This is a genomic window from Flavobacterium sp., assembly GCF_036741995.1.
GTDB lineage: Bacteria > Bacteroidota > Bacteroidia > Flavobacteriales > Flavobacteriaceae > Flavobacterium.
The window spans coordinates 1-22,532 of sequence record NZ_DAINRG010000008.1 but is presented as its reverse complement, the minus strand read 5'-3'; the positions used below and the strand labels follow the sequence as shown (position 1 = coordinate 22,532).

At 38.1% G+C, this 22,532-nt stretch carries 20 protein-coding genes; 12 read left to right on the top strand and 8 right to left on the bottom strand.

The features are described 5' to 3' along the window. Nucleotides 1-147: 147 nt before the first annotated feature. The 4 genes from V7D82_RS04645 to V7D82_RS04630 all read right to left on the bottom strand — a co-directional run bounded on the left by V7D82_RS04645 (nt 148) and on the right by V7D82_RS04630 (nt 6,966). A complete protein-coding gene (locus tag V7D82_RS04645) occupies nt 148-2,739 on the bottom strand; it encodes a sodium-translocating pyrophosphatase (protein WP_333599806.1) in 2,592 nt (863 codons plus the stop codon). A 112-nt stretch (nt 2,740-2,851) separates the two neighbouring features. Beyond that, nucleotides 2,852-3,445: a DNA-3-methyladenine glycosylase family protein gene (locus tag V7D82_RS04640; protein WP_333599805.1), complete on the bottom strand. Its 594-nt coding sequence runs from the start codon at nt 3,443-3,445 to the stop codon at nt 2,852-2,854. A gap of 1 nt (nt 3,446) precedes the next feature. Further along, nucleotides 3,447-5,927 carry a DUF5686 and carboxypeptidase-like regulatory domain-containing protein gene (locus V7D82_RS04635; protein WP_333599804.1) on the bottom strand — a complete coding sequence of 827 codons (2,481 nt, stop codon included), beginning with the start codon at nt 5,925-5,927 and terminating at the stop codon, nt 3,447-3,449. A gap of 61 nt (nt 5,928-5,988) precedes the next feature. Beyond that, nucleotides 5,989-6,966 (bottom strand): pyruvate dehydrogenase complex E1 component subunit beta, encoded by a 978-nt coding sequence (locus V7D82_RS04630; RefSeq protein ID WP_333599803.1) that lies wholly within the window; start codon nt 6,964-6,966, stop codon nt 5,989-5,991. Between the two features lie 245 nt (nt 6,967-7,211). On the opposite strand from V7D82_RS04630, the gene V7D82_RS04625 reads away from it, so the two are divergent. From V7D82_RS04625 to V7D82_RS04610, 4 genes are all read left to right on the top strand, one after another. Beyond that, nucleotides 7,212-7,958, top strand: a complete 747-nt coding sequence (locus V7D82_RS04625) for an electron transfer flavoprotein subunit beta/FixA family protein (RefSeq protein ID WP_333599802.1) — start codon at nt 7,212-7,214, stop codon at nt 7,956-7,958. A gap of 16 nt (nt 7,959-7,974) precedes the next feature. Further along, on the top strand, nt 7,975-8,943 hold the full coding sequence (locus tag V7D82_RS04620; protein WP_333599801.1) for an electron transfer flavoprotein subunit alpha/FixB family protein: 969 nt from the start codon (nt 7,975-7,977) through the stop codon (nt 8,941-8,943). Nucleotides 8,944-9,170: 227 nt separating this feature from the next. Further along, on the top strand, nt 9,171-9,794 hold the full coding sequence (locus tag V7D82_RS04615; protein ID WP_333599800.1) for a bifunctional nuclease family protein: 624 nt from the start codon (nt 9,171-9,173) through the stop codon (nt 9,792-9,794). Then, nucleotides 9,794-10,618, top strand: a complete 825-nt coding sequence (locus tag V7D82_RS04610; RefSeq protein ID WP_333599799.1) for a thymidylate synthase — start codon at nt 9,794-9,796, stop codon at nt 10,616-10,618. The genes V7D82_RS04615 and V7D82_RS04610 overlap by 1 nt, the downstream gene beginning before the upstream one ends. Nucleotides 10,619-10,686: 68 nt before the next feature. Here V7D82_RS04610 and V7D82_RS04605 read toward each other — a convergent pair whose 3' ends face one another. Further along, nucleotides 10,687-10,983 (bottom strand): isoamylase early set domain-containing protein, encoded by a 297-nt coding sequence (locus V7D82_RS04605; protein ID WP_333599798.1) that lies wholly within the window; start codon nt 10,981-10,983, stop codon nt 10,687-10,689. A gap of 238 nt (nt 10,984-11,221) precedes the next feature. Here V7D82_RS04605 and V7D82_RS04600 point away from each other — a divergent pair, with 238 nt between their 5' ends. Together V7D82_RS04600 and V7D82_RS04595 are read left to right on the top strand one after the other, a co-directional pair. Beyond that, nucleotides 11,222-11,560 carry a 2TM domain-containing protein gene (locus V7D82_RS04600; RefSeq protein ID WP_333599797.1) on the top strand — a complete coding sequence of 113 codons (339 nt, stop codon included), beginning with the start codon at nt 11,222-11,224 and terminating at the stop codon, nt 11,558-11,560. Then, nucleotides 11,557-12,039: a dihydrofolate reductase gene (locus tag V7D82_RS04595; RefSeq protein ID WP_333599796.1), complete on the top strand. Its 483-nt coding sequence runs from the start codon at nt 11,557-11,559 to the stop codon at nt 12,037-12,039. Before V7D82_RS04600 ends, V7D82_RS04595 begins: the two co-directional genes overlap by 4 nt. Nucleotides 12,040-12,049: 10 nt before the next feature. On the opposite strand, the gene V7D82_RS04590 is transcribed toward V7D82_RS04595, so the two are convergent. Next, the gene (locus V7D82_RS04590) at nt 12,050-12,367 is read right to left on the bottom strand and encodes a hypothetical protein (RefSeq protein WP_333599795.1); all 318 of its coding nucleotides are present in this window, start codon (nt 12,365-12,367) and stop codon (nt 12,050-12,052) included. Nucleotides 12,368-12,561: 194 nt separating this feature from the next. On the opposite strand from V7D82_RS04590, the gene ubiE reads away from it, so the two are divergent. After that, nucleotides 12,562-13,293: a bifunctional demethylmenaquinone methyltransferase/2-methoxy-6-polyprenyl-1,4-benzoquinol methylase UbiE gene (ubiE, locus tag V7D82_RS04585; protein WP_333599794.1), complete on the top strand. Its 732-nt coding sequence runs from the start codon at nt 12,562-12,564 to the stop codon at nt 13,291-13,293. 22 nt (nt 13,294-13,315) lie between these two features. Beyond that, nucleotides 13,316-14,017, top strand: a complete 702-nt coding sequence (porT, locus tag V7D82_RS04580) for a type IX secretion/gliding motility protein PorT/SprT (protein ID WP_333599793.1) — start codon at nt 13,316-13,318, stop codon at nt 14,015-14,017. On the opposite strand, the gene V7D82_RS04575 is transcribed toward porT, so the two are convergent. Then, nucleotides 14,004-14,741 carry an RNA methyltransferase gene (locus V7D82_RS04575; protein WP_333599792.1) on the bottom strand — a complete coding sequence of 246 codons (738 nt, stop codon included), beginning with the start codon at nt 14,739-14,741 and terminating at the stop codon, nt 14,004-14,006. The genes porT and V7D82_RS04575 overlap by 14 nt on opposite strands. Nucleotides 14,742-14,778: 37 nt before the next feature. Here V7D82_RS04575 and tamL point away from each other — a divergent pair, with 37 nt between their 5' ends. The 3 genes from tamL (at nt 14,779) to accD (ending at nt 19,383) form a co-directional block, all read left to right on the top strand. Then, the gene (gene tamL / locus V7D82_RS04570; RefSeq protein ID WP_333599791.1) at nt 14,779-17,322 is read left to right on the top strand and encodes a translocation and assembly module lipoprotein TamL; all 2,544 of its coding nucleotides are present in this window, start codon (nt 14,779-14,781) and stop codon (nt 17,320-17,322) included. Between the two features lie 50 nt (nt 17,323-17,372). Further along, nucleotides 17,373-18,440: a class II fructose-bisphosphate aldolase gene (gene fbaA / locus V7D82_RS04565; protein ID WP_333599790.1), complete on the top strand. Its 1,068-nt coding sequence runs from the start codon at nt 17,373-17,375 to the stop codon at nt 18,438-18,440. An 88-nt stretch (nt 18,441-18,528) separates the two neighbouring features. After that, nucleotides 18,529-19,383, top strand: coding sequence for an acetyl-CoA carboxylase, carboxyltransferase subunit beta (gene accD / locus V7D82_RS04560; RefSeq protein ID WP_333599789.1), 855 nt, complete (start codon nt 18,529-18,531; stop codon nt 19,381-19,383). Between the two features lie 77 nt (nt 19,384-19,460). Here accD and V7D82_RS04555 read toward each other — a convergent pair whose 3' ends face one another. Further along, nucleotides 19,461-20,717, bottom strand: coding sequence for an ABC transporter permease (locus V7D82_RS04555; RefSeq protein ID WP_333599788.1), 1,257 nt, complete (start codon nt 20,715-20,717; stop codon nt 19,461-19,463). A gap of 163 nt (nt 20,718-20,880) precedes the next feature. Between V7D82_RS04555 and purH the strand changes: the two genes are divergently transcribed. Further along, on the top strand, nt 20,881-22,407 hold the full coding sequence (purH, locus tag V7D82_RS04550; RefSeq protein ID WP_333599787.1) for a bifunctional phosphoribosylaminoimidazolecarboxamide formyltransferase/IMP cyclohydrolase: 1,527 nt from the start codon (nt 20,881-20,883) through the stop codon (nt 22,405-22,407). The last annotated feature ends 125 nt before the right edge of the window (nt 22,408-22,532 follow it).

Sequence of the window (22,532 nt, the reverse complement as noted above, 5' to 3'; positions counted from 1 at the left end):
TTTTTGGTTAATAAATTGCTTGATTATAAGATACTTGGTATTTCAAATATAATGAAAAAATTATATGAAAAACACATCAATAAAGTACTAAATAAAAAAAGTCCCGCAATTGCGGGACTTTTTAGTCTATAGAAAATCGAAGTTTTATTATTTTGAAGCAGCTATTTTAGCTTTTACTTCATTGTAAGTACCTTCAATCGTTTCAGTAACCGTCTTCCCATTTACCGTTTTGGTAATGGTAGCTTTTACATGATTGTCACCACTTTCCAATTCTTCCATTGTAGCTCCTTTGGCAGCTTTTGCTTTATCAGCACAACAAGCTTTTCCTTCTCCTTCTTTACACTCTTTTGGAGCAATGAATTTTCCATCAGCACCATAGTGTGACAAACAAGCTTCTTTTTGCTCAGGAGTACATTTCAAAGAATCGCACATTGCAGCACATTCTTCTTTGGTCATGGTAGCACATTTGCTCATATCGCATTTGCCCATCATATCACCTTTGCACTCCATTTTTACATCCATTGTGCATTTCATATTCTTCATCTCACCACCTTTAACACCGTTTCCTAAGATTGGAGCAATTACCAATCCAATCAAACAAGTCAATTTGATTAAGATGTTCATCGAAGGACCAGATGTATCTTTAAATGGATCTCCAACAGTATCTCCGGTTACAGCCGCTTTGTGAGCATCAGAACCTTTGTATGTCATTTCTCCGTTGATTTCAACACCCGCTTCGAATGATTTTTTAGCATTATCCCAAGCACCACCAGCGTTATTTTGGAATACCGCCCAAAGCACACCTGAAACGGTAACTCCGGCCATATAACCACCTAACATTTCAGCGATTAATTGGTTGTTATCAGCATAAACTAATTTACCTAAAAGCACAATGGCAATTGGGAAACCGATAGTCAATACTCCTGGCAACATCATTTCTCTTAAGGCAGCTTTAGTAGAAATCTCCACACATTTACCATATTCCGGTTTACCCGTTCCTTCCATGATTCCTGGAATTTCCTTGAACTGACGACGTACTTCGTATACCATGTCCATAGCCGCTTTTCCAACCGAGTTCATTGCCAAAGCAGAGAACACTACCGGAATCATACCTCCTACGAATAGCATCGCTAATACCGGAGCTTTGAAGATGTTAATCCCGTCAATTCCTGTGAACGTTACATACGCAGCAAATAAAGCTAACGAAGTTAAAGCCGCAGAAGCGATAGCAAAACCTTTTCCTGTTGCAGCAGTTGTGTTACCAACTGAATCCAAGATGTCTGTTCTTGTACGAACTTCTTTTGGTAATTCACTCATTTCAGCAATACCACCCGCGTTATCAGAGATTGGTCCGAAAGCGTCGATTGCTAACTGCATTGCTGTGGTAGCCATCATTGCAGAAGCTGCTAAAGCAACTCCGTAGAAACCAGCCAAAGCATACGTTGACCAGATAGCACCGGCAAACAATAATACGGTTGGGAATGTTGAAATCATACCGGTAGCTAAACCAGCAATTACGTTAGTTCCTGCACCAGTTGATGATTTTTGTACAATTTTCAAAACCGGACTAGTACCTAATCCTGTGTAATATTCTGTTACTGATGAAATAGCTCCACCAACAAATAATCCAATTAAAGTAGCGTAGAAAACACGCATTGACGAAATGTCTTGTAGTCCTTCTCCAAAGAAAGTCATTTTCATTGTTTCCGGTAACATATGTTGTACCAGGAAGAAACAAGCCACAGCAGTCAATACAATAGAAACCCAGTTTCCAATGTTTAAGGCTTTTTGTACTTGAGCTTCTTTAGCATCATCGCTAGTAATTTTTACTAACATGGTTCCGATGATAGAGAATAAGATTCCGAAACCGGCAATCGCCATTGGCAATAAAATTGGACCAATACCACCGAAAGCGTCTTCGATTTTTCCGCCCATATCTTTGATAACATAGTTACCCAAAACCATAGCAGCCAATACAGTTGCTACATAAGAACCGAATAAATCGGCACCCATACCGGCAACGTCACCTACGTTATCACCTACGTTATCAGCAATTGTAGCAGGATTTCTTGGATCATCCTCAGGAATACCAGCTTCTACTTTACCTACTAAGTCAGCACCAACGTCAGCAGCTTTGGTATAAATACCACCACCAACTCTGGCGAACAAAGCAATAGACTCAGCTCCTAAAGAGAAACCAGCTAAAGTTTCCAAAACAACGGTCATTTTTTCTGTTCCGTCTGCTCCCCAAACTCCACCCATAAAGAAGTGGAAGAAAAATATAAAGAATGTGGTTAACCCTAAAACCGCTAAACCGGCAACACCAAGTCCCATTACGGTTCCACCGCCAAAAGAAACTTTCAACGCTTGTGGCAAACTCGTACGAGCCGCTTGTGTTGTTCTAACGTTTGTTTTAGTGGCAATTTTCATCCCCATGTTTCCAGCTAAAGCCGAAAAGAAAGCTCCGAAAATGAAGGCAATAACTATTAATAAATGTGTTTTAACACCCGGTAAAAAAGTAATACCTGCTAACACAGCACTTGCAATAAGTACAAACACGGCTAACAATCTGTATTCTGCTTTTAGGAAAGCCAAGGCACCTTCGTAGATGTAATCTGAAATCTCTTTCATCTTACCGTCACCGGCATCTTGTTTTAAAACCCAAGCTCTTTTGACAGCCATAAATAGCAGTCCAATTATTGCCATTACTATCGGCACGTAAATCATCATTGATTCCATAAATATAATTTTCGTTATAAATTTTATCGGGGGCAAAAATAACAAAATTTTAAGAACTAATACAAGTTGTATCCGTTTATAAAAAACAAATCGGATAATTTAGCAGCGATCCTTAAATTTTATTTCTTTTTTTGAGGTAATAATGCCATAAGATATAGGAGGCTAAGGTTCGGTGAGGCTTCCAATTATCGGCTAACAATTCCATTTCTTCCAAAGTGTGAATGTCGTATAATTCTTTGATTGTATTTTTGATGGCAATGTCGCCCAGCGGAATAATATCGGGAGCCTGTAGGCAAAACATGAGATAAACTTCTATGGTCCAATTCCCTACTCCTTTCAGTTTTAAAAGTTCTTCGCGAATTTGTGCTTCAGATTTGGAAGCAAAACTCTCGAAAACAAGCTCTTTACTGAGGACTTTTTCGGCTAAATGTTTTAAATAAATACTCTTTTGGCGCGAAACTCCAAAACGGCGTAGTTCTTCATCAGTAGCATTAACCATTTTCTCCGGAACTATTTCACCAAAATACTGCTGCAGTTTTTCATAACAAGCCTTGGCCGAAGCAATAGAAACCTGTTGCTCCAATATAATATGACACAAAGCCGCAAAGCCTTCGTCTCTTTTTTGGATGATGGGATGGCCAAAATTTTCGACTATAAACTGTAGTGTCTTGTCTTTTTCAGATAAAAAAAGAATGGCTTCCTGCATCTTAGAAGTAAAATCCGAACGAACCTTTGATGGTGAAATTATTGGTATCCGGCAAATCTCGGTAATTCCCACGCCACGCAAAATCGATGCGGAATACTTTGAAAATATTCCCTATTCCGGCGTTGTATTCCCAGTATGGTTTTTCGGGTGCTTTATAAAGTAAGCCTGAAGCATTGATGGCTCTGTTTTCGTCGGTAACCGTTCCGTAAACGCCTTTTATGCCTACGATTTCACGAAGATTTAATTTTCTTAAGCCTGGGATTCTGGCAAATATTTTACCATTGAAATTGTGCTCCCATTGGAAAGTCGCATATTGATCGGCAACAAATTCGTAGAAATTTAAATTGCTGAAAGTATTGTCGATAATGAAATACGTTTGATTCCCGGGCACTACACTCATCAATCCTAACGGAATCTGACCAAATGTTTTTCCTAGCTCCATAGTGAAATTGGAACGTCCAAGAGCTCCAATAATAATCGGCTGTTTGTAATACAATTGTATTTTTTGGTAGTCAAAATCACTATTGATAAATCCTTTAATCCCTTGACTATAGTTCACAAAAAAGCGACTGAATGGCGCATCGATATCACGTCTTTCTACACCGTATCCAATGGTTTTTTTCTTTGGCGTAAACTCAATTTGAAAATTCAATTCCGATTGTTTTACCTCACTCTTGGTAGTGGTGAACGTATCATCGGTAAAATAATCCAGTTTGAAAGTGGGCGATGCCGATTCTAAAGTCCGATACGTAAACCCGAGCTGGAACGTTAGGTTTTTGACCGGTTCAATTTCGGCAGCTAAGCTTGTCAGATTAATATTGGTCAACTTACCATTAGAGCCCGTAGTGAACAATCCCGACGAAGCATAACTTCTCCCCAACACATCATTAGTAGTGGTTAAACTAGCTCCAATCTGTTCTACATCGCGCCTATTCCCTCCCGAAAGAATGATTCTGTTTTTCTTATCCACCATCCATTTTCCGGAAGCTCCGTATTTGAATTTGTTATCGTCAAATCCGTAAGCGGTATAGCCTTGCAAACGCCAAGTATCATTGGGTCCAAAATAAGTTCGGCCTCCTGCTCTTAAGCGAAGTCCTTCGACTTCATTATAGCCAATGGTGGAGAAAATCGGTCCGTAATCAAAATGACCGTACTGAATATACCCGCTTCCCAAAATGGAAACCAAATTATAAATCTGCTTGAATCGCTTGACCGTTTTGAGCGTGTCAATCATTTTATAGATTTTTTGTTCGTCTTTGTTGAGTTTCTCAAAGCGGTTTTCCTGCCAATAATCATCTGAGCGGCTATACACCGCATTGTCTATAAAATTGACTTCGTCTTTATAAAACTTATCCGGTTTCTTTTCGTCAAACTTGAAATTCTTGTAGAGTGTGGTTCGTTTTCCGTAAACTCCTTTGGATTCTTCTTTCTTTCTCAAGGCAAAATCCGACATCATATAATCTCGGGTTGGCAGGAAAATCGAATCATTCAAAACATCAAATTCCTGTTCCAAATAAATATCTTTTACCCAGTTGATGTTGGCACTTTTGGTGATGGCCATGTTGATTTTTTTGATGGCAAATGTGGTGTCATTCACCCAAAAATCGCCTTTGAAAGTCAATTCGTTTTTACGTCTCGGATAGAACACAATATTATAACAAAGCTTATTATCGATAACCGCCGTATCAGCCAAAACATAATTATACACATCGATTCCGGTTCGGGATAATGGGCTGGTAAAGCTTTTGTCAAAGAAGTACAAATAGTTGTCGTAAATATCGAAATCATTGTACAAATCTTTGATAAACATATTCACGCCATCCCCATTTCCTAGGCCTGAATTTTTATTAGCGGTTAGAATTTCTTTGGTTTTCTTGGTTTGATTATCGCCATACACCTGCGACAGCGATTCGTTTATAAAGATGGGCAAATAGGTTTTCCCGGTAACTCTGGAAGTATCTACGTTTTTGAAAACAAACTCCATCCCTTTGAAGATTTTACTTCGCATAAAGGCACTGTCAATGGTGTTCATGTCAAACTCTACTTTTTCATATTTATCGTACTGGTATTGCTTGAACATTTTCAATCCGTTCTTTCTTCGGCGTTCCCATATTTTTCTCAAAATATCCAGCGCCGGATTGTTCTTTTTGGAAGTCTTTCCGGCATAAATTTTCACCTCTTTCAAAGTATTCCCTTCGGTCAGGATTACTTTGAAATCATAATTTACCTGCTTTGGCAGTTTCACTACTTTATCGGGAAAGCCTACAAATGATACTACCAACTCGGTGTAATTATCGGGTGATTCTATATAAAAACGACCGTCTTCATTAGAGACTACTCCGGTAGTAGAACCTTTAAAAACCACATTGGCGTAAGGAATGGGCTGCTTGGAATTATCAAGTATAACACCGCTGACTTTGGTTTGCGCGGAAACGATATGGGCAAATACAACTAAAAATAGACTTAAAAATAGCTTTCTCATAGACAAAAAAAAACTTCATCAAAAAAGGATTGATGAAGTTTCAAATATAGGTAAAATTCTATTATTTGTATGTTACTTTTTTTACGGCTTTGATAACATCTTCAGCATTCGGCAACCATTCTTTTAATAGTGTTGGCGAATAAGGCGCCGGGGTGTCAGCGGTAGTGATTCTTTGGATTGGAGCATCCAAATAATCGAAAGCTCTTTCCTGAACCATATAGGTAATTTCAGAAGCCACACTGGCAAATGGCCAAGCCTCTTCAAGAACAACCAATCTGTTTGTTTTTTTAACCGAAGTGATAATGGCATCATAATCCATCGGACGCACAGTTCTCAAATCGATGATTTCACAAGAGATTCCTTCTTTGGCTAATGCATCCGCAGCGATGAAAGCTTCTTTGATAATTTTACCAAAAGAAACAATCGTTACATCCGTTCCTTCTCTTTTGATATCGGCAACACCTAGTGGAATGGTGTATTCTCCTTCCGGCACTTCGCCTTTGTCGCCATACATTTGTTCAGATTCCATGAAAATCACCGGATCGTTATCGCGAATAGCAGATTTCAATAACCCTTTAGCATCATAAACCGTTGACGGAACGACTACTTTCAATCCCGGAGTGTTAGCAAACCAGTTTTCAAAAGCCTGTGAGTGTGTGGCTCCTAATTGTCCGGCAGAAGCGGTTGGCCCACGGAAAACCATCGGCATTGGGAATTGTCCCGCCGACATTTGACGCATTTTAGCAGCGTTATTGATGATTTGGTCAATTCCGACTAGCGAAAAGTTGAACGTCATATATTCCACAATCGGACGACAACCGTTCATCGCTGAACCTACTGCAATTCCGGCAAAACCAAGCTCCGCAATCGGAGTATCAATAACTCTTTTCGGTCCGAATTCATCCAACATTCCTTTGGAAGCTTTGTAGGCTCCATTGTACTCCGCTACTTCTTCCCCCATCAAATAGACAGATTCGTCGCGACGCATTTCTTCACTCATCGCTTCGGCAATCGCTTCTCTAAATTGTATCGTTCTCATATATGATTATGTTACTTTCTATAATTTTGAATGGCAAAAATAAAAATTAAAAATGATTAAAAAACATTTATTGGCCTTAATTAATAGCGTTTTGGCAAGACTGCGATTTGAAATAAAACCTAGCCCGTTTTTCATCGCTTACGAAATCGATTGAAATTTGAAAAAATATTATGCGCGCATAGTACATTATTCAAAATAATATGCTAATTTTGTGCCTCGAATTTCACAACAAATACTTAATACTTATGAAAATATTAGTTTGCATCAGTCACGTGCCTGATACTACTTCCAAAATCAATTTTGTTAATGGTGATACCGAATTTGACACCAATGGCGTACAGTTTGTCATCAATCCTAATGATGAATTTGGTTTAACCAGAGCCATTTGGTTTCAAGAACAACAAGGCGCCAATGTTACTGTTGTTAATGTAGGTGGTGCCGATGCTGAAGCAACCCTTAGAAAAGCATTAGCCATCGGAGCTAACGAAGCGATTCGCGTTAATGCTACTCCAACTGATGGCTTTTTTGTAGCCAAACAATTAGCCGAAGTGGTAAAATCCGGCGGTTACGATTTAGTAATCTGCGGGAAAGAATCATTAGATTATAATGGCGGGATGGTACCAGGTATGTTGGCATCCTTATTAGATTACAACTTTGTAAATTCTTGTATCGAATTAACTGTTGACGGAACTACTGCCAAAGCAGCCAGAGAAATTGACGGCGGAAAAGAAACCATTGCAGCATCCTTGCCATTGGTAATCGGTGGACAAAAAGGATTGGTAGAAGAAAAAGATTTACGCATCCCAAACATGAGAGGTATCATGACAGCCCGAACTAAAGTTTTAACAGTGCTTGAACCGGTTGCCGCTAACGTAAATACCAAAGCAGTAAAATTTGAAAAACCAGCTCCAAAATCAGCCGTAAAATTGTTTGCTGCAGATGATTTGGACGGATTAGTAAATGCCTTACACAACGAAGCAAAAGTTATCTAATTTAAAAACACACAACATGTCATTATTAATATACGCAGAATCGGCAGACGGAAAATTTAAAAAAGTAGCTTTTGAATTAGCTTCCTATGCCAAAAAAGTAGCCGAATCATTAGGAACAACGGTAACCGCAGTAACGGTTAATGCCGGAAATGTTTCCGATTTATCCAAATACGGAGTAGATAAAGTATTGAAAGTAACTAACGACAAACTAGCCAACTTCAACGCCAAAGCTTACGCCGACATCGTTAAACAAGCTGCTCAAAAAGAAGGAGCCAAAGTAATTTTACTTTCCTCCACTACCGATAGTTTATACATGGCGCCGTTGGTAGCCGTTGGTTTAGATGCCGGATTTGCTTCGAATGTAGTAGGATTACCATTAAGCACTTCGCCTTTCCAAGTAAAAAGAAATGCTTTTTCCAACAAGGCTTTTAACATCACCGAAATTGCAACTGATGTTAAAGTATTGAGCTTAGCCAAAAACTCTTATGGTGTCTTCGAAAATGCTTCGGCTGCTTCGGAAGAAGATTTCAATCCAAGTTTGAACGAAGCCGATTTCAATGTAAAAGTGGCGGCTGTCGAAAAAACTTCAGGAAAAGTAACTATTGCCGATGCTGACATCGTAGTATCGGGTGGACGTGGCTTAAAAGGTCCGGAAAACTGGCATTTGTTAGAAGATTTAGCTACCGTTCTTGGTGCTGCAACAGCATGTTCCAAACCGGTTTCTGATTTAGGATGGAGACCTCACAGCGAGCACGTAGGACAAACCGGAAAACCGGTAGCCGCCAATTTATACATCGCCATTGGAATCTCCGGAGCAATTCAACATATCGCCGGAATCAACTCTTCCAAAGTAAAAGTGGTAATCAACACCGATGCTGACGCACCTTTCTTCAAAGTGGCTGACTACGGAATCGTTGGAGATGCTTTGGAAATTCTTCCGAGATTAACCCAAAAACTAAAAGAGTTCAAAGCGCAAAACGCCTAAACCCCTTTGGTATTTCATAGTAAGAGCTGTCAGGAAATTAATTTTATGACGGCTCTTTTTTTATACTTTCCATTTTAAGAAGCGAAAAGTTTTTGTTACTTTGCAGTCCATTTTCCTGCTGTATGTTACAATCTTTTTTCAAAAGGATTTCCACTGTCATCAGGGCTAAATTTAAACCATAGCATTTCAGCCATCATTAGTCTGAAATCTGATAGCTAAAAATCATAATGAGTTTAGTAAAACTAACCATAAAAGGAATTTCTTATAGCCAAACGCAAAACGGTGCGTACGCTTTGATTTTAAACGAAGTAGATGGCGAAAGAAAACTACCGATTGTCATTGGTGCTTTCGAAGCACAATCCATCGCCATTGCTTTAGAAAAAGAAATCAAACCCCCACGTCCGTTAACACACGATTTATTCAAAAGTTTTGCCGACCGCTTTGATATTGTAGTCAAACAAGTCATTATTCACAAACTGGTAGATGGCGTTTTTTACTCGAGCATCATTTGCGAAAGAGACAAAATCGAAGAAATCATTGACGCCCGAACTTCGGATGCGATTGCTTTAGCTTTGCGCTTTGCCGCTCCGATTTTCACTTATAAAAACATCTTAGACAAAGCCGGAATCTACCTGAATAATCCAACAGAAACCGAAAACCAAAACATAGAGGAAGAAGGCGTTTTATCAACCCCTGAAACTTTTGGATTAGACAACGAAGGCAAAGCAGGCGATGTATATGTAAGCATGAGTTTATCCGAATTGCACGAAGCGTTGGAAAAAGCCGTACAAGACGAAGATTACGAGAAAGCAGCTAAGATTAGAGACGAAATTTCGAAAAGAGAATCATAATGAAACAGTATCATGATTTAGTGCGACACGTTTTGGAAAACGGTTGCCAAAAAGGAGACAGAACCGGAACGGGAACCAAAAGTGTTTTTGGCTACCAAATGCGCTTTGATTTAAATGAGGGTTTCCCAATGGTGACTACCAAAAAATTGCATTTAAAATCAATTATTTATGAATTGCTTTGGTTCTTAAAAGGCGATACTAATATTGAGTACTTAAAAGAAAACGGCGTTAAAATCTGGGATGAATGGGCGGATGAAAATGGCGATTTGGGTCCGGTATACGGCCATCAATGGCGCAACTGGAACAGCGAAGAAATTGACCAAATCACCGAATTAATCGATACGTTAAAAAAGAATCCAAACAGCCGACGCATGTTGGTTTCTGCCTGGAATCCATCGGTTTTGCCGGATACTTCTAAATCTTTTGCCGAAAATGTGGCGAATGGAAAAGCCGCTTTACCTCCGTGTCACGCGTTCTTTCAGTTTTATGTAGCGGATGGAAAATTGTCTTGTCAGTTGTACCAAAGAAGCGCTGATATTTTCTTGGGTGTACCGTTTAACATTGCTTCTTATGCGTTGTTTACTATGATGATTGCTCAGGTTTGCGAGTTACAGGTTGGAGAATTCATCCACACTTTTGGCGATGCTCACATTTACAACAATCATTTTGAGCAAGTAGAATTGCAGTTATCGCGTGAACCAAAACCATTACCTAAAATGATTTTGAATCCCGAAGTGAAAAATATTTTTGATTTTCAGTTTGAAGATTTCACTTTGGTCGATTATGATCCGCATCCGCATATTAAAGGAGCTGTGGCAATTTAGATACACTAAAACATATAAAAAAATCCGCTTTACAGCGGATTTTCAATTTCTAACCAATAAACTAAAACCTATAGTGCTAACACACTATTTTCTGCACCGGCAAATTCGTTATAAGCATAACTATCTGCTTCCGGATCGTTCACATAAGCTCCATCCACTAAATATTTGAACTCAAAAGAATTGTCTTTTGGCAAATCAAAAGTAGCTTTGAACGTTCCTGTTTTTAACTTTGATAATTCTCCTTCTGATGGATTCCAATTGTTGAAATCACCAACCACTGAAGCTGAATTAGCTTCTTTTGCCTCGATTGAAAAGGTTACTTTAACAACCGGTTTTGTTTTTATAAATTGTTTCTTGATAGCCATAACTAATTCATTTATAGATTACTGAGACAAAGTAAAGGCATTTTTTTTTACGTTTTACACGCACTGTCATTTTTAGGATATTGTTAAAAAGTAAGCCAATTTTAAAGAAGATTAACAATTTAATGGGCTTTAATTTTTGTATCTGTGATTAAGAAAACGTTTTCTTACTACAGTATCTCAAAATGAAATTTTAGCTATTTAAAAATAAATTTTACCTTTAAGGCACAAAATATGCCTTATGGAAACCGAACAACACGAATTATATGAATACGCGAGAGACAGAATCAAGCAAAAAAAACGCTTGTACTTTCATTTTATGGTTCTTATAATAGGCAGCTTGTTTTTATTTATTGCCAATAAATGGTTGTCATTCTATCCTGACAGAACTTGGTGGACATGGGCGGTTACCATCTGGATTTTTCTGTTTTTACTCCACGGCATCAAAGTTTTTATCATAGACAGCTTTATGAATAAAAACTGGGAGCGAACTCAAATTGACAAATTGATGATGCAGCAAGTTAAAAAAAAGGAACAGTTGAAAAATGATTTAGAAAATACTAAATCTGACCTACAATGATAACACTTATCGCTGCCGTGGCAGAGAACAATGCGCTTGGGAAAGACAACCAGTTACTTTGGCATTTGCCTGAAGATTTCAAACGATTTAAAAAGTTAACTACCGGACATTACATTATAATGGGAAGAAAAACTTTTGAAAGCTTTCCAAAACCGCTACCTAACAGAACCCATGTGATTATAACCCGCCAACAAGACTATGCTCCGGCTGATTGTATTGTGGTTAATTCATTGCAGGAAGCCATAACGGTTTGTCCAATGGACGAGGAAGTTTTCGTTATTGGTGGTGGAGAAATTTATAAACAATCTATTGAAATGGCTGATAAAATAGACATCACCAAAGTGCATCACAGTTTTGATGCTGATACATTTTTTCCAGAAATAGATTTGGGGCAATGGCAATTAGCTTTCGAAGAATTCCATCCAAAAGATGAAAAACACACTTTTGATTTCACTTTTCAAACTTATATCAGAAAATAAAAACCAATACTTATATTTCAAATAATATTTGATAACTGAGTATACAAAGCATTAAGATTAATAAGAGTCCTGATACAATAATAATTAGATTAGATGTTTTTTGAGAATATCTTTCTAAAAAACCTTTGATACCAAATACCACAAAAGTACTAAAGGTGAAATAAATTAAAATTTCCGGGAAATTACTTAATCCGAAAAAACTCTGAAAAGAGATTAAATTATCATCTACGACTTTAACGTAATTTTTTAAAACAAACACCAGAATCACTGCAATAAAAAGTGATATAAATAGCCATCTGTATTCTGACACTATAACTTTTGATTTCATACGTTAACTGTGTTGTTGTTTTTGTTTCGCAAAGTTTCAAAATATATTTCAAATAAAAATCCCTACAAATAGGGATTTTTTATCATAATTATTAAGCATTATTCTTATAAAAAATCATCTTGCTTAAAATCGGGTCCTTTTCAAAAACATTCAACGAATCAAAATATTGGTTTATATTTGTCAAAAAAATAAGCATGCCAAAGACCATAACTCCATATAAAAACTCATCGTTAGGAAAGAAAGAGCAAGTCACCCAAATGTTTGACAACATTTCCGGAAACTACGATGGATTAAACCGAGTCATTTCGATGGGAATTGATGTCAAATGGAGAAAAAAAGTAGTGGCTTTGGTGGCTGCCAAAAATCCCGAAACCATTTTAGATATCGCTACCGGAACCGGAGACTTGGCCATTTTGATGTCCAAAACATCCGCAAAAAAAATCATTGGGCTTGATCTTTCAGCCGGAATGCTCGAAGTTGGACAGCAAAAAATCAATGCTCAAAAACTATCCGATAAAATAGAAATGGTACTGGGCGACAGTGAAAACATTCCTTTCCCTGACAATCATTTTGACGCTATCACAGTTTCATTCGGTATTCGAAATTTTGAAACATTAGAAAAAGGATTAGCCGAAATTTACCGCGTTTTAAAACCAAATGGTCTCTTTGTTATTTTAGAAACTTCCGTTCCAACAAAATTCCCATACAAACAAGGGTATGGTTTTTACACCAAATACATGCTTCCGCTTATCGGAAAACTGTTTTCCAAAGACAACAGCGCCTACGGATACTTATCAGAATCGGCAGCAAATTTTCCTTTTGGCGAAGCCTTAAACAATATTTTACGGGAAATTTCGTTTATAGATTGTAAAGCGATGCCGCAAACCTTTGGCGTTGCCACAATTTATACAGCAACAAAAAAATGAAACTGAGTTTTTCAGTGCAGCTATGAAAAAAATATTTGTTCTATTCCTTTTACTTTCCCTTCAGTCCCAAGCACAGCTGGGTAAAAGCATGTTTACCAAAGATCCGATTATCAACTTGGAAAATTTTGACAAACAAAGAGTATATTGGGGCTATTTTTTAGGATTCAGCAGTTTCGATTTTAAGACGGATTATAAAACGGTCGGAAACGATATTGATGTAAAAGGACACACCGGATTTAACGTTGGCCTTGTTGGAAGTCTCAAACTACAAGAATATGTGGAATTGCGTTTTGAGCCAGGCTTGTATTACGCCAGCAGAACGTTGACTTATCCCGGATTTACCAATGACCGGGACCGAATCAGAGAAGTAAAAGCGACTTACATTGATTTCCCTTTGCTTTTAAAATTTTCTGCCTTACGAACCGGAAATGTTCGTCCCTATTTGTTGGGGGGTTTATCAACTACATTAAATCTTTCGAGCAATTCCAAATCAAAAGACGACAACTTAGAACAAAAATTCAGAGTAAAGCCGTGGACACAGAATTATGTGTTGGGATTTGGTATTGATTTATATTTTGAATATTTCAAATTCTCCCCTTCCATCAGAGGTGTTTTTGGGTTGAATGATGAACTAATTCGGGATAATGATCCCAACAGTCCTTGGACGGGCAACATCCAATCTTTGAAAACCCGTGCTGTGGTGATCAATTTTACTTTCCACTAGAATTTCTTCTAAATTCGCTTAAAAAAATAGCGGTGGCGGTGGCTACATTTAAACTTTCGGTTTGTTGCCTGTCACCAAATCTCGGAATAGCAATTCTGTTTTTGATGCTTTTTTCAACAGCCGCTGAAATGCCATTGGCTTCATTGCCCAAAACCAAAATCCCTTCTGCTGGCAGCTTTTCTTCGTAAACATTTTTCCCATCCATAAAAGTACCAAAAACGGGAAGCGGGCTTTGCAAAATAAATTCGTTCACATCTACATAACTTATCTTTACTCTGGTAATAGAACCCATCGTGGCCTGGATTACTTTGGGATTATACACATCAACCGTTTCCGGAGAACACAACAATTGTTTGACACCAAACCAATCGCATAGGCGGATAATGGTTCCTAAATTGCCAGGATCGCGAATGTCGTCAAGTGCTACAATCAATCCTTTGGTTTCGATTTTTGTTTCCTTGGGCATTTTAAAAATAGCTAAGCAGGAACTTGGCGTATTCAATGCTGTAATTCGATTCATATCCTGTTCTTTGATGCTTGTTTTTTGGGAATCGGAAACATTCTGGAAAATGGCTTCGGTAACGAACAAATGATCTAGCACAAAATTTGATAGTAACAATTCCTGTATTACTTTTACGCCTTCGGCAAGGAACAATTGATGCTCATTTCGATATTTTTTATGCTGAAGACTCGTAATTAGTTTTATTTGGTTTTTACTAACCATAAAATACTGTACTTTTGAATTAAATATTTCGCAACGCTTGAAAAATAGTATCACAAAAATATCATTATTTATTCTAATTGGACTAATTATCTTTGGTTGCAACACTACAAAAAGAGTTCCTAACGGGAAAAGCCTCCTGACCAAAAACGACATTTATGTTGACAACAAAAAGAACAACATTGAAGATGTTTTCAATCAGTTGTATCAAAAACAGAATACTTCCATTTTAGGCTATCGTCTTCGATTGAACATTTACAATTTGGCCAAGCTCAAAACCGATTCGATTTACAAAGCCAAGTTTATCAACAATCCGAAAAAATACTACCGAAAAGCCAAATGGCTTTCCAGAAAACAAGTGAAGCGGTTGGGCGAATCGTTTTGGTACTCGGGCATTCATAATTTCCTTAGAAAAACCGGGGAAGCTCCGGTAATTTTAGATACCAGCAGCACCCGAAAATCATTGCGCCGTTTGAAATCGTACTACTTTAACAAAGGCTATTTTGATGTCACCACCAAATATAAAATTGACAGCATAGCGCCTAAAAAAGTCAAGCTAAAATATGATATTGCGATGGGAACTCCCTATATCATTGACAGTATTGACACTTATATCTCCAGTCATCCTTTGGATTCCATTTATCAATTGCGAAAGAAAAATTCATTGATTAAAACCGGCAAGCGATTTGAAACCAGTGATTTCGATGAAGAAAGAAGTCGCATAACTGCCGATTTCAGAAATAATGGCGCTTTTCGTTTTCAACAAAATTATGTGACGTATGACATTGATACGCTGGTTAAAACGCACAAAGCCAATGTGGATTTAGTCATCGAAAACGAATCCATTAGAATAGAAGACAGCATTAAAACCGCGCCTTTTGAACTCTACAAAATAAGCAAAGTAAACATCTTTACGGATCACAGTCCGACAAATCCGAATGCCAAAATAACCGACAGCACCACTTTTAAAGATTTCACTTTATACAGTTCCAGCAAATTAAAATACCGCCCAAAAGCAATTACAGACGGCGTCTTTGTTATCAAAGGCAATTATTTTTCAGACAATAAAACCACGCTTACTTCTAAATATTTGAGTAATCTTAAAGTGTTCAACTATCCGCTGATTCAATATGTGGAAGATAAAACACAGAAAAATGGTTTGATTGCCAACATTTATCTGACGCCGAGAAAGAAATATACTTTTGGTTTCTCTACTGATTTTTCGCATTCCAATATTCAGGATTTTGGGATTTCGGGGAATACCTTTTTAGGCATCCGAAATGTATTTAACGGTGCCGAAACTTTTGACATTGGTTTCCGGGGCAATATTGGTTCTTCAAAAGACTTAGCCAATCCGAACAACAACTTCTTCAACATTTCCGAGATTGGAGTGGATGCCAACTTAAATTTCCCGAGATTATTTTTACCATTCAAAACCGATAAAATCATCCCGAAAACGATGATTCCGTACACTAAACTGAGTGTCGGTTATGCCAAGCAAACCAACATTGGACTAGACAAACAAAACTTTACCAGTTCACTTACGTACAATTGGACACCGAGAAAAAATACCAACTTCAAGTTTGAGTTGTTCAACATCCAGTTTGTTAAAAACCTGAATCCGACCAATTATTTCAACATTTACAAATCGTCATACAATACCATAAACGAGATTGCCCAAAACTATACAGTCAATCCGGATTATTTAGATGAAAACGGAAATTTAAAAATTGAGAGCGGCGTTTTAGGGTTTGCCAATGATGCGCTTACCGATTCGAGTTTGGGTGTAACGGCTGCTGACAGTAAATCCATTTTGAGCATCGTAGAACGAAGAGTGCGATTGACCGAAAACAATTTGATTTTTGCTTCCAGCATCTCTTTTTCTAAAACCTCACAAAGAGATTTATTTGACAACGATTTTTTTGCCATCAAAACCAAACTGGAATCGGCAGGAAACATGTTATCCATATTGGCCAGAGCCGCTAAACAGCTGAAAAATCAAAACGGCGCCAACACCATTTTTGACGTGGAGTATTCACAATACATCAAATCAGAATTCGAATACATTAAACATTGGGATTTGCGACGTAAAAAAGTATTGGCCACCCGAGCTTTTGTTGGCATTGCCATTCCTTACGGAAATTCTAACAGCGTCCCTTTCTCCCGAAGTTATTTTGCCGGTGGTTCCAATGACAACAGAGCCTGGCAATCCTATAGTTTGGGGCCGGGTGCCAGCGGTAGCTTTTTGGATTTTAATGAAGCCAATATGAAACTGGCTTTCAGTACGGAGCTGCGTTTTAATATTTTCCAAAAACTGAACGGGGCACTTTTTACCGATGTGGGCAATATTTGGAATGTCTTAGACAATACGACTTACGAGCCTTCCATTTTCAGCGGCATCAAATCGTTAGAAAATTTAGCGGTCGGTACCGGATTTGGTTTTCGCTATGATTTTAATTTCTTCGTAGTGCGTTTGGATATGGGATTCAAAACCTATAATCCGGCGCTTCTGGAAGATAAATGGTTCAAAGAATTGCGCTTTGACAAATCCGTTTTAAATATTGGAATAAATTATCCTTTCTAAAATTAGAAATTATTATTTTTGTACCCTTAACTCAAAAACAACACAAAACAATGGCTCACAATATAAAACCAGGAGTGGCAACCGGCGACGAAGTTCAGGCAATCTTCAACTATGCTAAAGAAAAAGGATTTGCGCTTCCTGCAGTTAATGTAATTGGTTCCAGTACTATCAACGGCGTTTTGGAAACGGCTGCCAAATTAAAGGCTCCGGTTATCATTCAGTTTTCGAATGGTGGTGCTCAGTTTAATGCCGGTAAAGGTTTGTCAAATGCAGGCGAAAAAGCAGCTATTGCCGGTGGCGTTGCAGGTGCCAAACACATCCATACTTTGGCGGAAGCTTATGGTGCTACCGTAATTTTACATACTGACCATTGTGCCAAAAAATTATTGCCTTGGATTGACGGTTTATTAGATGCTTCTGAAAAACATTTTGCCGAAACTGGCAAACCTTTATTTTCTTCCCATATGATTGACTTATCGGAAGAGCCTATCGAAGAAAATATTGAAATTTGCAAAACCTATTTGGCCCGAATGAGCAAAATGGGCATGACCTTAGAAATCGAATTAGGAATTACCGGTGGTGAAGAAGATGGCGTGGACAATTCAGATGTGGATAGTTCAAAATTATACACCCAACCTTCTGAAGTATCATATGCTTACGAAGAATTATTAAAAATTTCTCCTAAATTCACTATCGCTGCTTCTTTCGGAAACGTACACGGCGTTTACAAACCGGGGAATGTAAAACTGACTCCTAAAATTTTGAAAAACTCTCAGGATTATGTGCAGAATAAATTCAACACCGGACACAATCCGGTTGACTTTGTTTTCCACGGCGGCTCGGGTTCCACTTTAGAAGAAATCAGAGAAGCCATTTCTTATGGTGTTATCAAAATGAATATCGATACCGATTTACAATTTGCTTTCACCGAAGGCATCCGTGATTATATGGTCAACAACATCGACTACTTAAGAACACAAATCGGAAGTCCGGACGGAGCCGATTCGCCTAACAAAAAACACTACGATCCAAGAAAATGGATCCGCGAAGGAGAAGCTACTTTCAACAAAAGATTAGAACAGGCTTTCGCCGACTTGAATAACGTTAATACTTTATAATATTGAAAATTAAGTTTGTTCGTTTGTAGTTTATCGTTTTAAATTAAACCCACCGCAAACAACAAATCATAAACAAATAAACTTAACTATGGCTTGGTTTAAAAGAACAGAAAAAGGGATTACCACCGCAACCGAAGACAAGAAAGACGTTCCAAAAGGACTTTGGTACAAATCACCAACCGGAAAAATTATTGACCAGGATGAATTGGCCAGAAATCTTTGGGTAAGTCCTGAGGATGATTTTCACGTTAGAATCGGCAGTAAAGAATACTTTGAAATCTTGTTTGACAACAATGAATTCAAGGAGTTGGATGCCAAAATGACTTCTAAAGATCCTTTGAACTTTGTAGATACTAAAAAGTATTCAGATCGTTTGAAAGATGCTATCGATAAAACAGGATTAAAAGACGCTGTGAGAACGGGTGTTGGAAAATCAAAAGGGAATGACTTGGTTGTTTGCTGTATGGATTTTGCTTTTATTGGTGGTTCCATGGGTGCTGTAGTAGGTGAAAAAATTGCCCGCGGTATCGATTATGCTATCAAACACAAAACGCCTTTTGTGATGATTTCCAAATCAGGTGGTGCTCGTATGATGGAAGCGGCTTACTCTTTGATGCAGTTGGCTAAAACGTCCGCAAAATTAGCCCAATTGGCTGAAGCCAAAATCCCATACATCTCTTTATGTACCGACCCAACTACGGGTGGAACTACCGCTTCTTACGCTATGCTTGGCGATATCAACATTTCAGAGCCAGGAGCTTTGATTGGTTTTGCCGGTCCGCGTGTAGTGCGTGACACCACAGGAAAAGATTTGCCGGAAGGTTTCCAAACGGCTGAGTTCGTATTAGACCACGGTTTCCTTGATTTTATTGCGCCAAGAAAAGAACTGAAAGACAAAATCAACTTATACATTGACTTGATTTTGAATCAGGATGTGAGATAAGTTAGTCTCAACTTCATTATAGAAAAAACACAAAGTTTACGCTTTGTGTTTTTTTATTTGTATCAATTCGCTTTTGATTACATCCCACTTCTAATCGCTTCCACAGGATCTAAGCGCGAAGCGGAAATAGCCGGAAGAATACCGGAAATCAATCCTATAATAGCCGCTAAACTAGTCCCTAAGATTATGTTCCCGAAACCAAGTATGAATTCAAAGTCTAAGACTTGCGTTAATATCATGGCGATAATCCAAACCAAAAGCAATCCAATCAATCCGCCAATTACACAAAGAATAATCGCTTCAAACAAGAATTGGAAAAGAATGAATTTATTTTTGGCACCCAATGATTTTTGAATTCCGATCAAGTTGGTTCTTTCTTTTACCGAAACAAACATAATATTGGCAATCCCGAAACCACCCACTAACAGCGAGAACAAACTGATAATCCATCCTCCTATCTTTAAATTACTGATAATGCCGTCAATCAAATCGGTAAAACCGGACAAAATATTAATAAAGAAATTGTCTATATCGCCTTGTTTAACTCCTCTGAAGTTGCGGAGTTTTTGAGCAATCTCGCCTTTCAACGCTTCAATATCAATTCCTTTTTCGGGCTTGATGATAATAACCGGTAGAACTTTCGGATTGTTATCTCCATAAATTCTTCTCAAAAAAGTGGACGGGAAAAAAGCCGAGGTATCATCGCCACCCCCCATTTCAATTCCGGATTCACCTTTCTTTTTGGTCACACCAATAACCGTAAATTGCTGTCCGTACATGCGAACGGTTTTGCCAATCGGATCAAAATCGTCAAACAGACTTTTGGCAATATCGTAGCCCAAAACCACTACTTGTTTCCCGGCATAAGATTCGGATTCGTTAAAAAATCGCCCTTCCGAAAACTCCATTCGTTGTATATCCACAAATTCAGCAGTTACCGGCACCATATTAACATCCGAAACCGTTTTCGATTCCTGTTTGATGCTTTGGTTGGAAGTAAAATATTGGAAACACGTATTCTCTACATTGTTCAAAGAGCCTTTTAAATATTGGTATTCCTCGTAATTTACATTGGGAAATTGCTCTCTTTTCCAACGTGGCACTTCGGTTGGACCAAAAGACTGACTGGTTAAATAAATAGTATTCTTATCTAAGGTACTCAAATCGGCTTTGATTTTTCGGTCTAAAGAATCTACCGCAGCTAAAACCGCTATGATGGAAAAAATCCCAATGGTTACTCCCAGCAAGGAAAGCATGGTTCGCAATTTATTATTGCGCAAAGCGTTCATGGCAAAAGCAAAACTTTCTTTAAGCAGTCGGAAGTACAGTAGCATTTATGGTTGGTTTACGGAATTGTAAATTTCTATAAAAATAATGGAAATCACTACAATTTTATTCAATGTCTTATTGGTGTCAAAAAATAAAATATTGTTACAATTCCGACTTGAATTTTGCCACTAAAAAAACTACTTTTGTTGGCTTAAACACAACTACACAATGAACACTACAAAAACCATCAAATCGGCCTTGATTTCGGTCTTTTCCAAAGACGGTCTGGAGCCGATAGTTCGTCAACTACACGAACAAAACGTAACTCTTTATTCTACTGGCGGAACCGAAGAATTCATCAACAATTTAGGGATTCCTGTAGTTCCTGTCGAAGAAGTGACTTCGTATCCTTCTATCCTTGGCGGAAGAGTAAAAACATTACACCCGAAAATTTTCGGCGGCATACTAAACCGTCAGGACAATGTCACCGACATCGAGCAAATGAAGGAATTTGAAATTCCGCAACTGGATTTGGTGATAGTCGATTTATATCCGTTTGAAAAAACCGTGGCTTCCGGAGCAAGCGAAGCTGATATTATTGAAAAAATTGACATTGGTGGGATTTCGCTAATCCGAGCTGCTGCCAAAAATTTCAAAGACACCGTAATCGTGGCTTCAGTAAATGAGTATTCGTTGTTACTCGATTTGATTTCGACTCAAAACGGAGCGACCACTTTGGAACAAAGAAAATTGTTGGCTACCAAAGCATTTCACGTTTCCTCGCATTACGACACGGCTATTTTCAATTATTTTAATACCGAAGAAACGTATTTCAAAACCAGCATCGACAACGGACAGATTTTAAGATATGGAGAAAACCCACACCAAAAAGGTTTTTTCTTTGGCGAATTTGAAAAGATGTTTACCAAATTACACGGCAAAGAATTGTCGTATAACAACTTGCTAGACGTTGATGCCGCTGTGAATTTGATATTAGAATTCAAAGAAAACGAACCGACATTTGCTATTTTAAAACACAACAATGCCTGCGGATTGGCGACAAGAAGCAACATGAAGGAAGCTTATTTAGCGGCGCTGGCTGGTGACCCAACTTCGGCGTTTGGCGGGGTTTTGATTGCCAATGGCAACATAGATTTGGCTACAGCCAATGAAATCAACAGCTTATTCTGTGAAGTAGTCATTGCACCAAGTTATGATGACGAAGCCATTGCCGTTTTATCCGAAAAGAAAAACAGAATTATATTGGTACAACACGATGTGGAATTGCCAAACCGTCAGGTGAGAACCTGCTTAAACGGACTTTTAGTTCAGGACAGAAACACTATTACGGACGCGAAAGAAGACTTAAAAGTGGTGACCAACACCGCGCCAACGGCACAAGAAATAGACGATTTATTATTTGCTTCAAAAATTTGTAAAAATACTAAATCAAACACCATTGTATTTGCAAAAAACAGTACATTAGTGGCATCGGGAACGGGTCAGACTTCACGAGTAGATGCTTTGAAACAAGCTATTGAAAAAGCCACTACTTTTGGATTTGATTTGAACGGAGCGGTGATGGCGAGTGATGCGTTTTTCCCTTTTCCGGATTGTGTTGAGATTGCCCACAACGCAGGAATCACGGCGGTTATTCAACCCGGTGGTTCGATAAAAGATGAATTGAGCATTACTTTTTGCAATGAAAATAAAGTTGCAATGGTATTTACAGGAACACGTCATTTTAAACATTAATTTGTTTAACTTTGTCCGTTAAAAATTTATAAACATTTAAACCCTTAAAAAACTTATGGGATTTTTTGATTTCATGACTGAGGATATAGCAATTGACCTTGGTACAGCAAACACTCTGATAATTC

What these genes read in the sequence shown, in the direction of transcription:
- V7D82_RS04645 (WP_333599806.1), bottom strand. Translation starts at nt 2,739, where the DNA reads ATGGAATCAATGATGATTTACGTGCCGATAGTAATGGCAATAATTGGA.
- V7D82_RS04640 (WP_333599805.1), bottom strand. Translation starts at nt 3,445, where the DNA reads ATGCAGGAAGCCATTCTTTTTTTATCTGAAAAAGACAAGACACTACAG.
- V7D82_RS04635 (WP_333599804.1), bottom strand. Translation starts at nt 5,927, where the DNA reads ATGAGAAAGCTATTTTTAAGTCTATTTTTAGTTGTATTTGCCCATATC.
- V7D82_RS04630 (WP_333599803.1), bottom strand. Translation starts at nt 6,966, where the DNA reads ATGAGAACGATACAATTTAGAGAAGCGATTGCCGAAGCGATGAGTGAA.
- V7D82_RS04625 (WP_333599802.1), top strand. Translation starts at nt 7,212, where the DNA reads ATGAAAATATTAGTTTGCATCAGTCACGTGCCTGATACTACTTCCAAA.
- V7D82_RS04620 (WP_333599801.1), top strand. Translation starts at nt 7,975, where the DNA reads ATGTCATTATTAATATACGCAGAATCGGCAGACGGAAAATTTAAAAAA.
- V7D82_RS04615 (WP_333599800.1), top strand. Translation starts at nt 9,171, where the DNA reads ATGAGTTTAGTAAAACTAACCATAAAAGGAATTTCTTATAGCCAAACG.
- V7D82_RS04610 (WP_333599799.1), top strand. Translation starts at nt 9,794, where the DNA reads ATGAAACAGTATCATGATTTAGTGCGACACGTTTTGGAAAACGGTTGC.
- V7D82_RS04605 (WP_333599798.1), bottom strand. Translation starts at nt 10,983, where the DNA reads ATGGCTATCAAGAAACAATTTATAAAAACAAAACCGGTTGTTAAAGTA.
- V7D82_RS04600 (WP_333599797.1), top strand. Translation starts at nt 11,222, where the DNA reads ATGGAAACCGAACAACACGAATTATATGAATACGCGAGAGACAGAATC.
- V7D82_RS04595 (WP_333599796.1), top strand. Translation starts at nt 11,557, where the DNA reads ATGATAACACTTATCGCTGCCGTGGCAGAGAACAATGCGCTTGGGAAA.
- V7D82_RS04590 (WP_333599795.1), bottom strand. Translation starts at nt 12,367, where the DNA reads ATGAAATCAAAAGTTATAGTGTCAGAATACAGATGGCTATTTATATCA.
- ubiE (WP_333599794.1), top strand. Translation starts at nt 12,562, where the DNA reads ATGCCAAAGACCATAACTCCATATAAAAACTCATCGTTAGGAAAGAAA.
- porT (WP_333599793.1), top strand. Translation starts at nt 13,316, where the DNA reads ATGAAAAAAATATTTGTTCTATTCCTTTTACTTTCCCTTCAGTCCCAA.
- V7D82_RS04575 (WP_333599792.1), bottom strand. Translation starts at nt 14,741, where the DNA reads ATGGTTAGTAAAAACCAAATAAAACTAATTACGAGTCTTCAGCATAAA.
- fbaA (WP_333599790.1), top strand. Translation starts at nt 17,373, where the DNA reads ATGGCTCACAATATAAAACCAGGAGTGGCAACCGGCGACGAAGTTCAG.
- accD (WP_333599789.1), top strand. Translation starts at nt 18,529, where the DNA reads ATGGCTTGGTTTAAAAGAACAGAAAAAGGGATTACCACCGCAACCGAA.
- V7D82_RS04555 (WP_333599788.1), bottom strand. Translation starts at nt 20,717, where the DNA reads ATGCTACTGTACTTCCGACTGCTTAAAGAAAGTTTTGCTTTTGCCATG.
- purH (WP_333599787.1), top strand. Translation starts at nt 20,881, where the DNA reads ATGAACACTACAAAAACCATCAAATCGGCCTTGATTTCGGTCTTTTCC.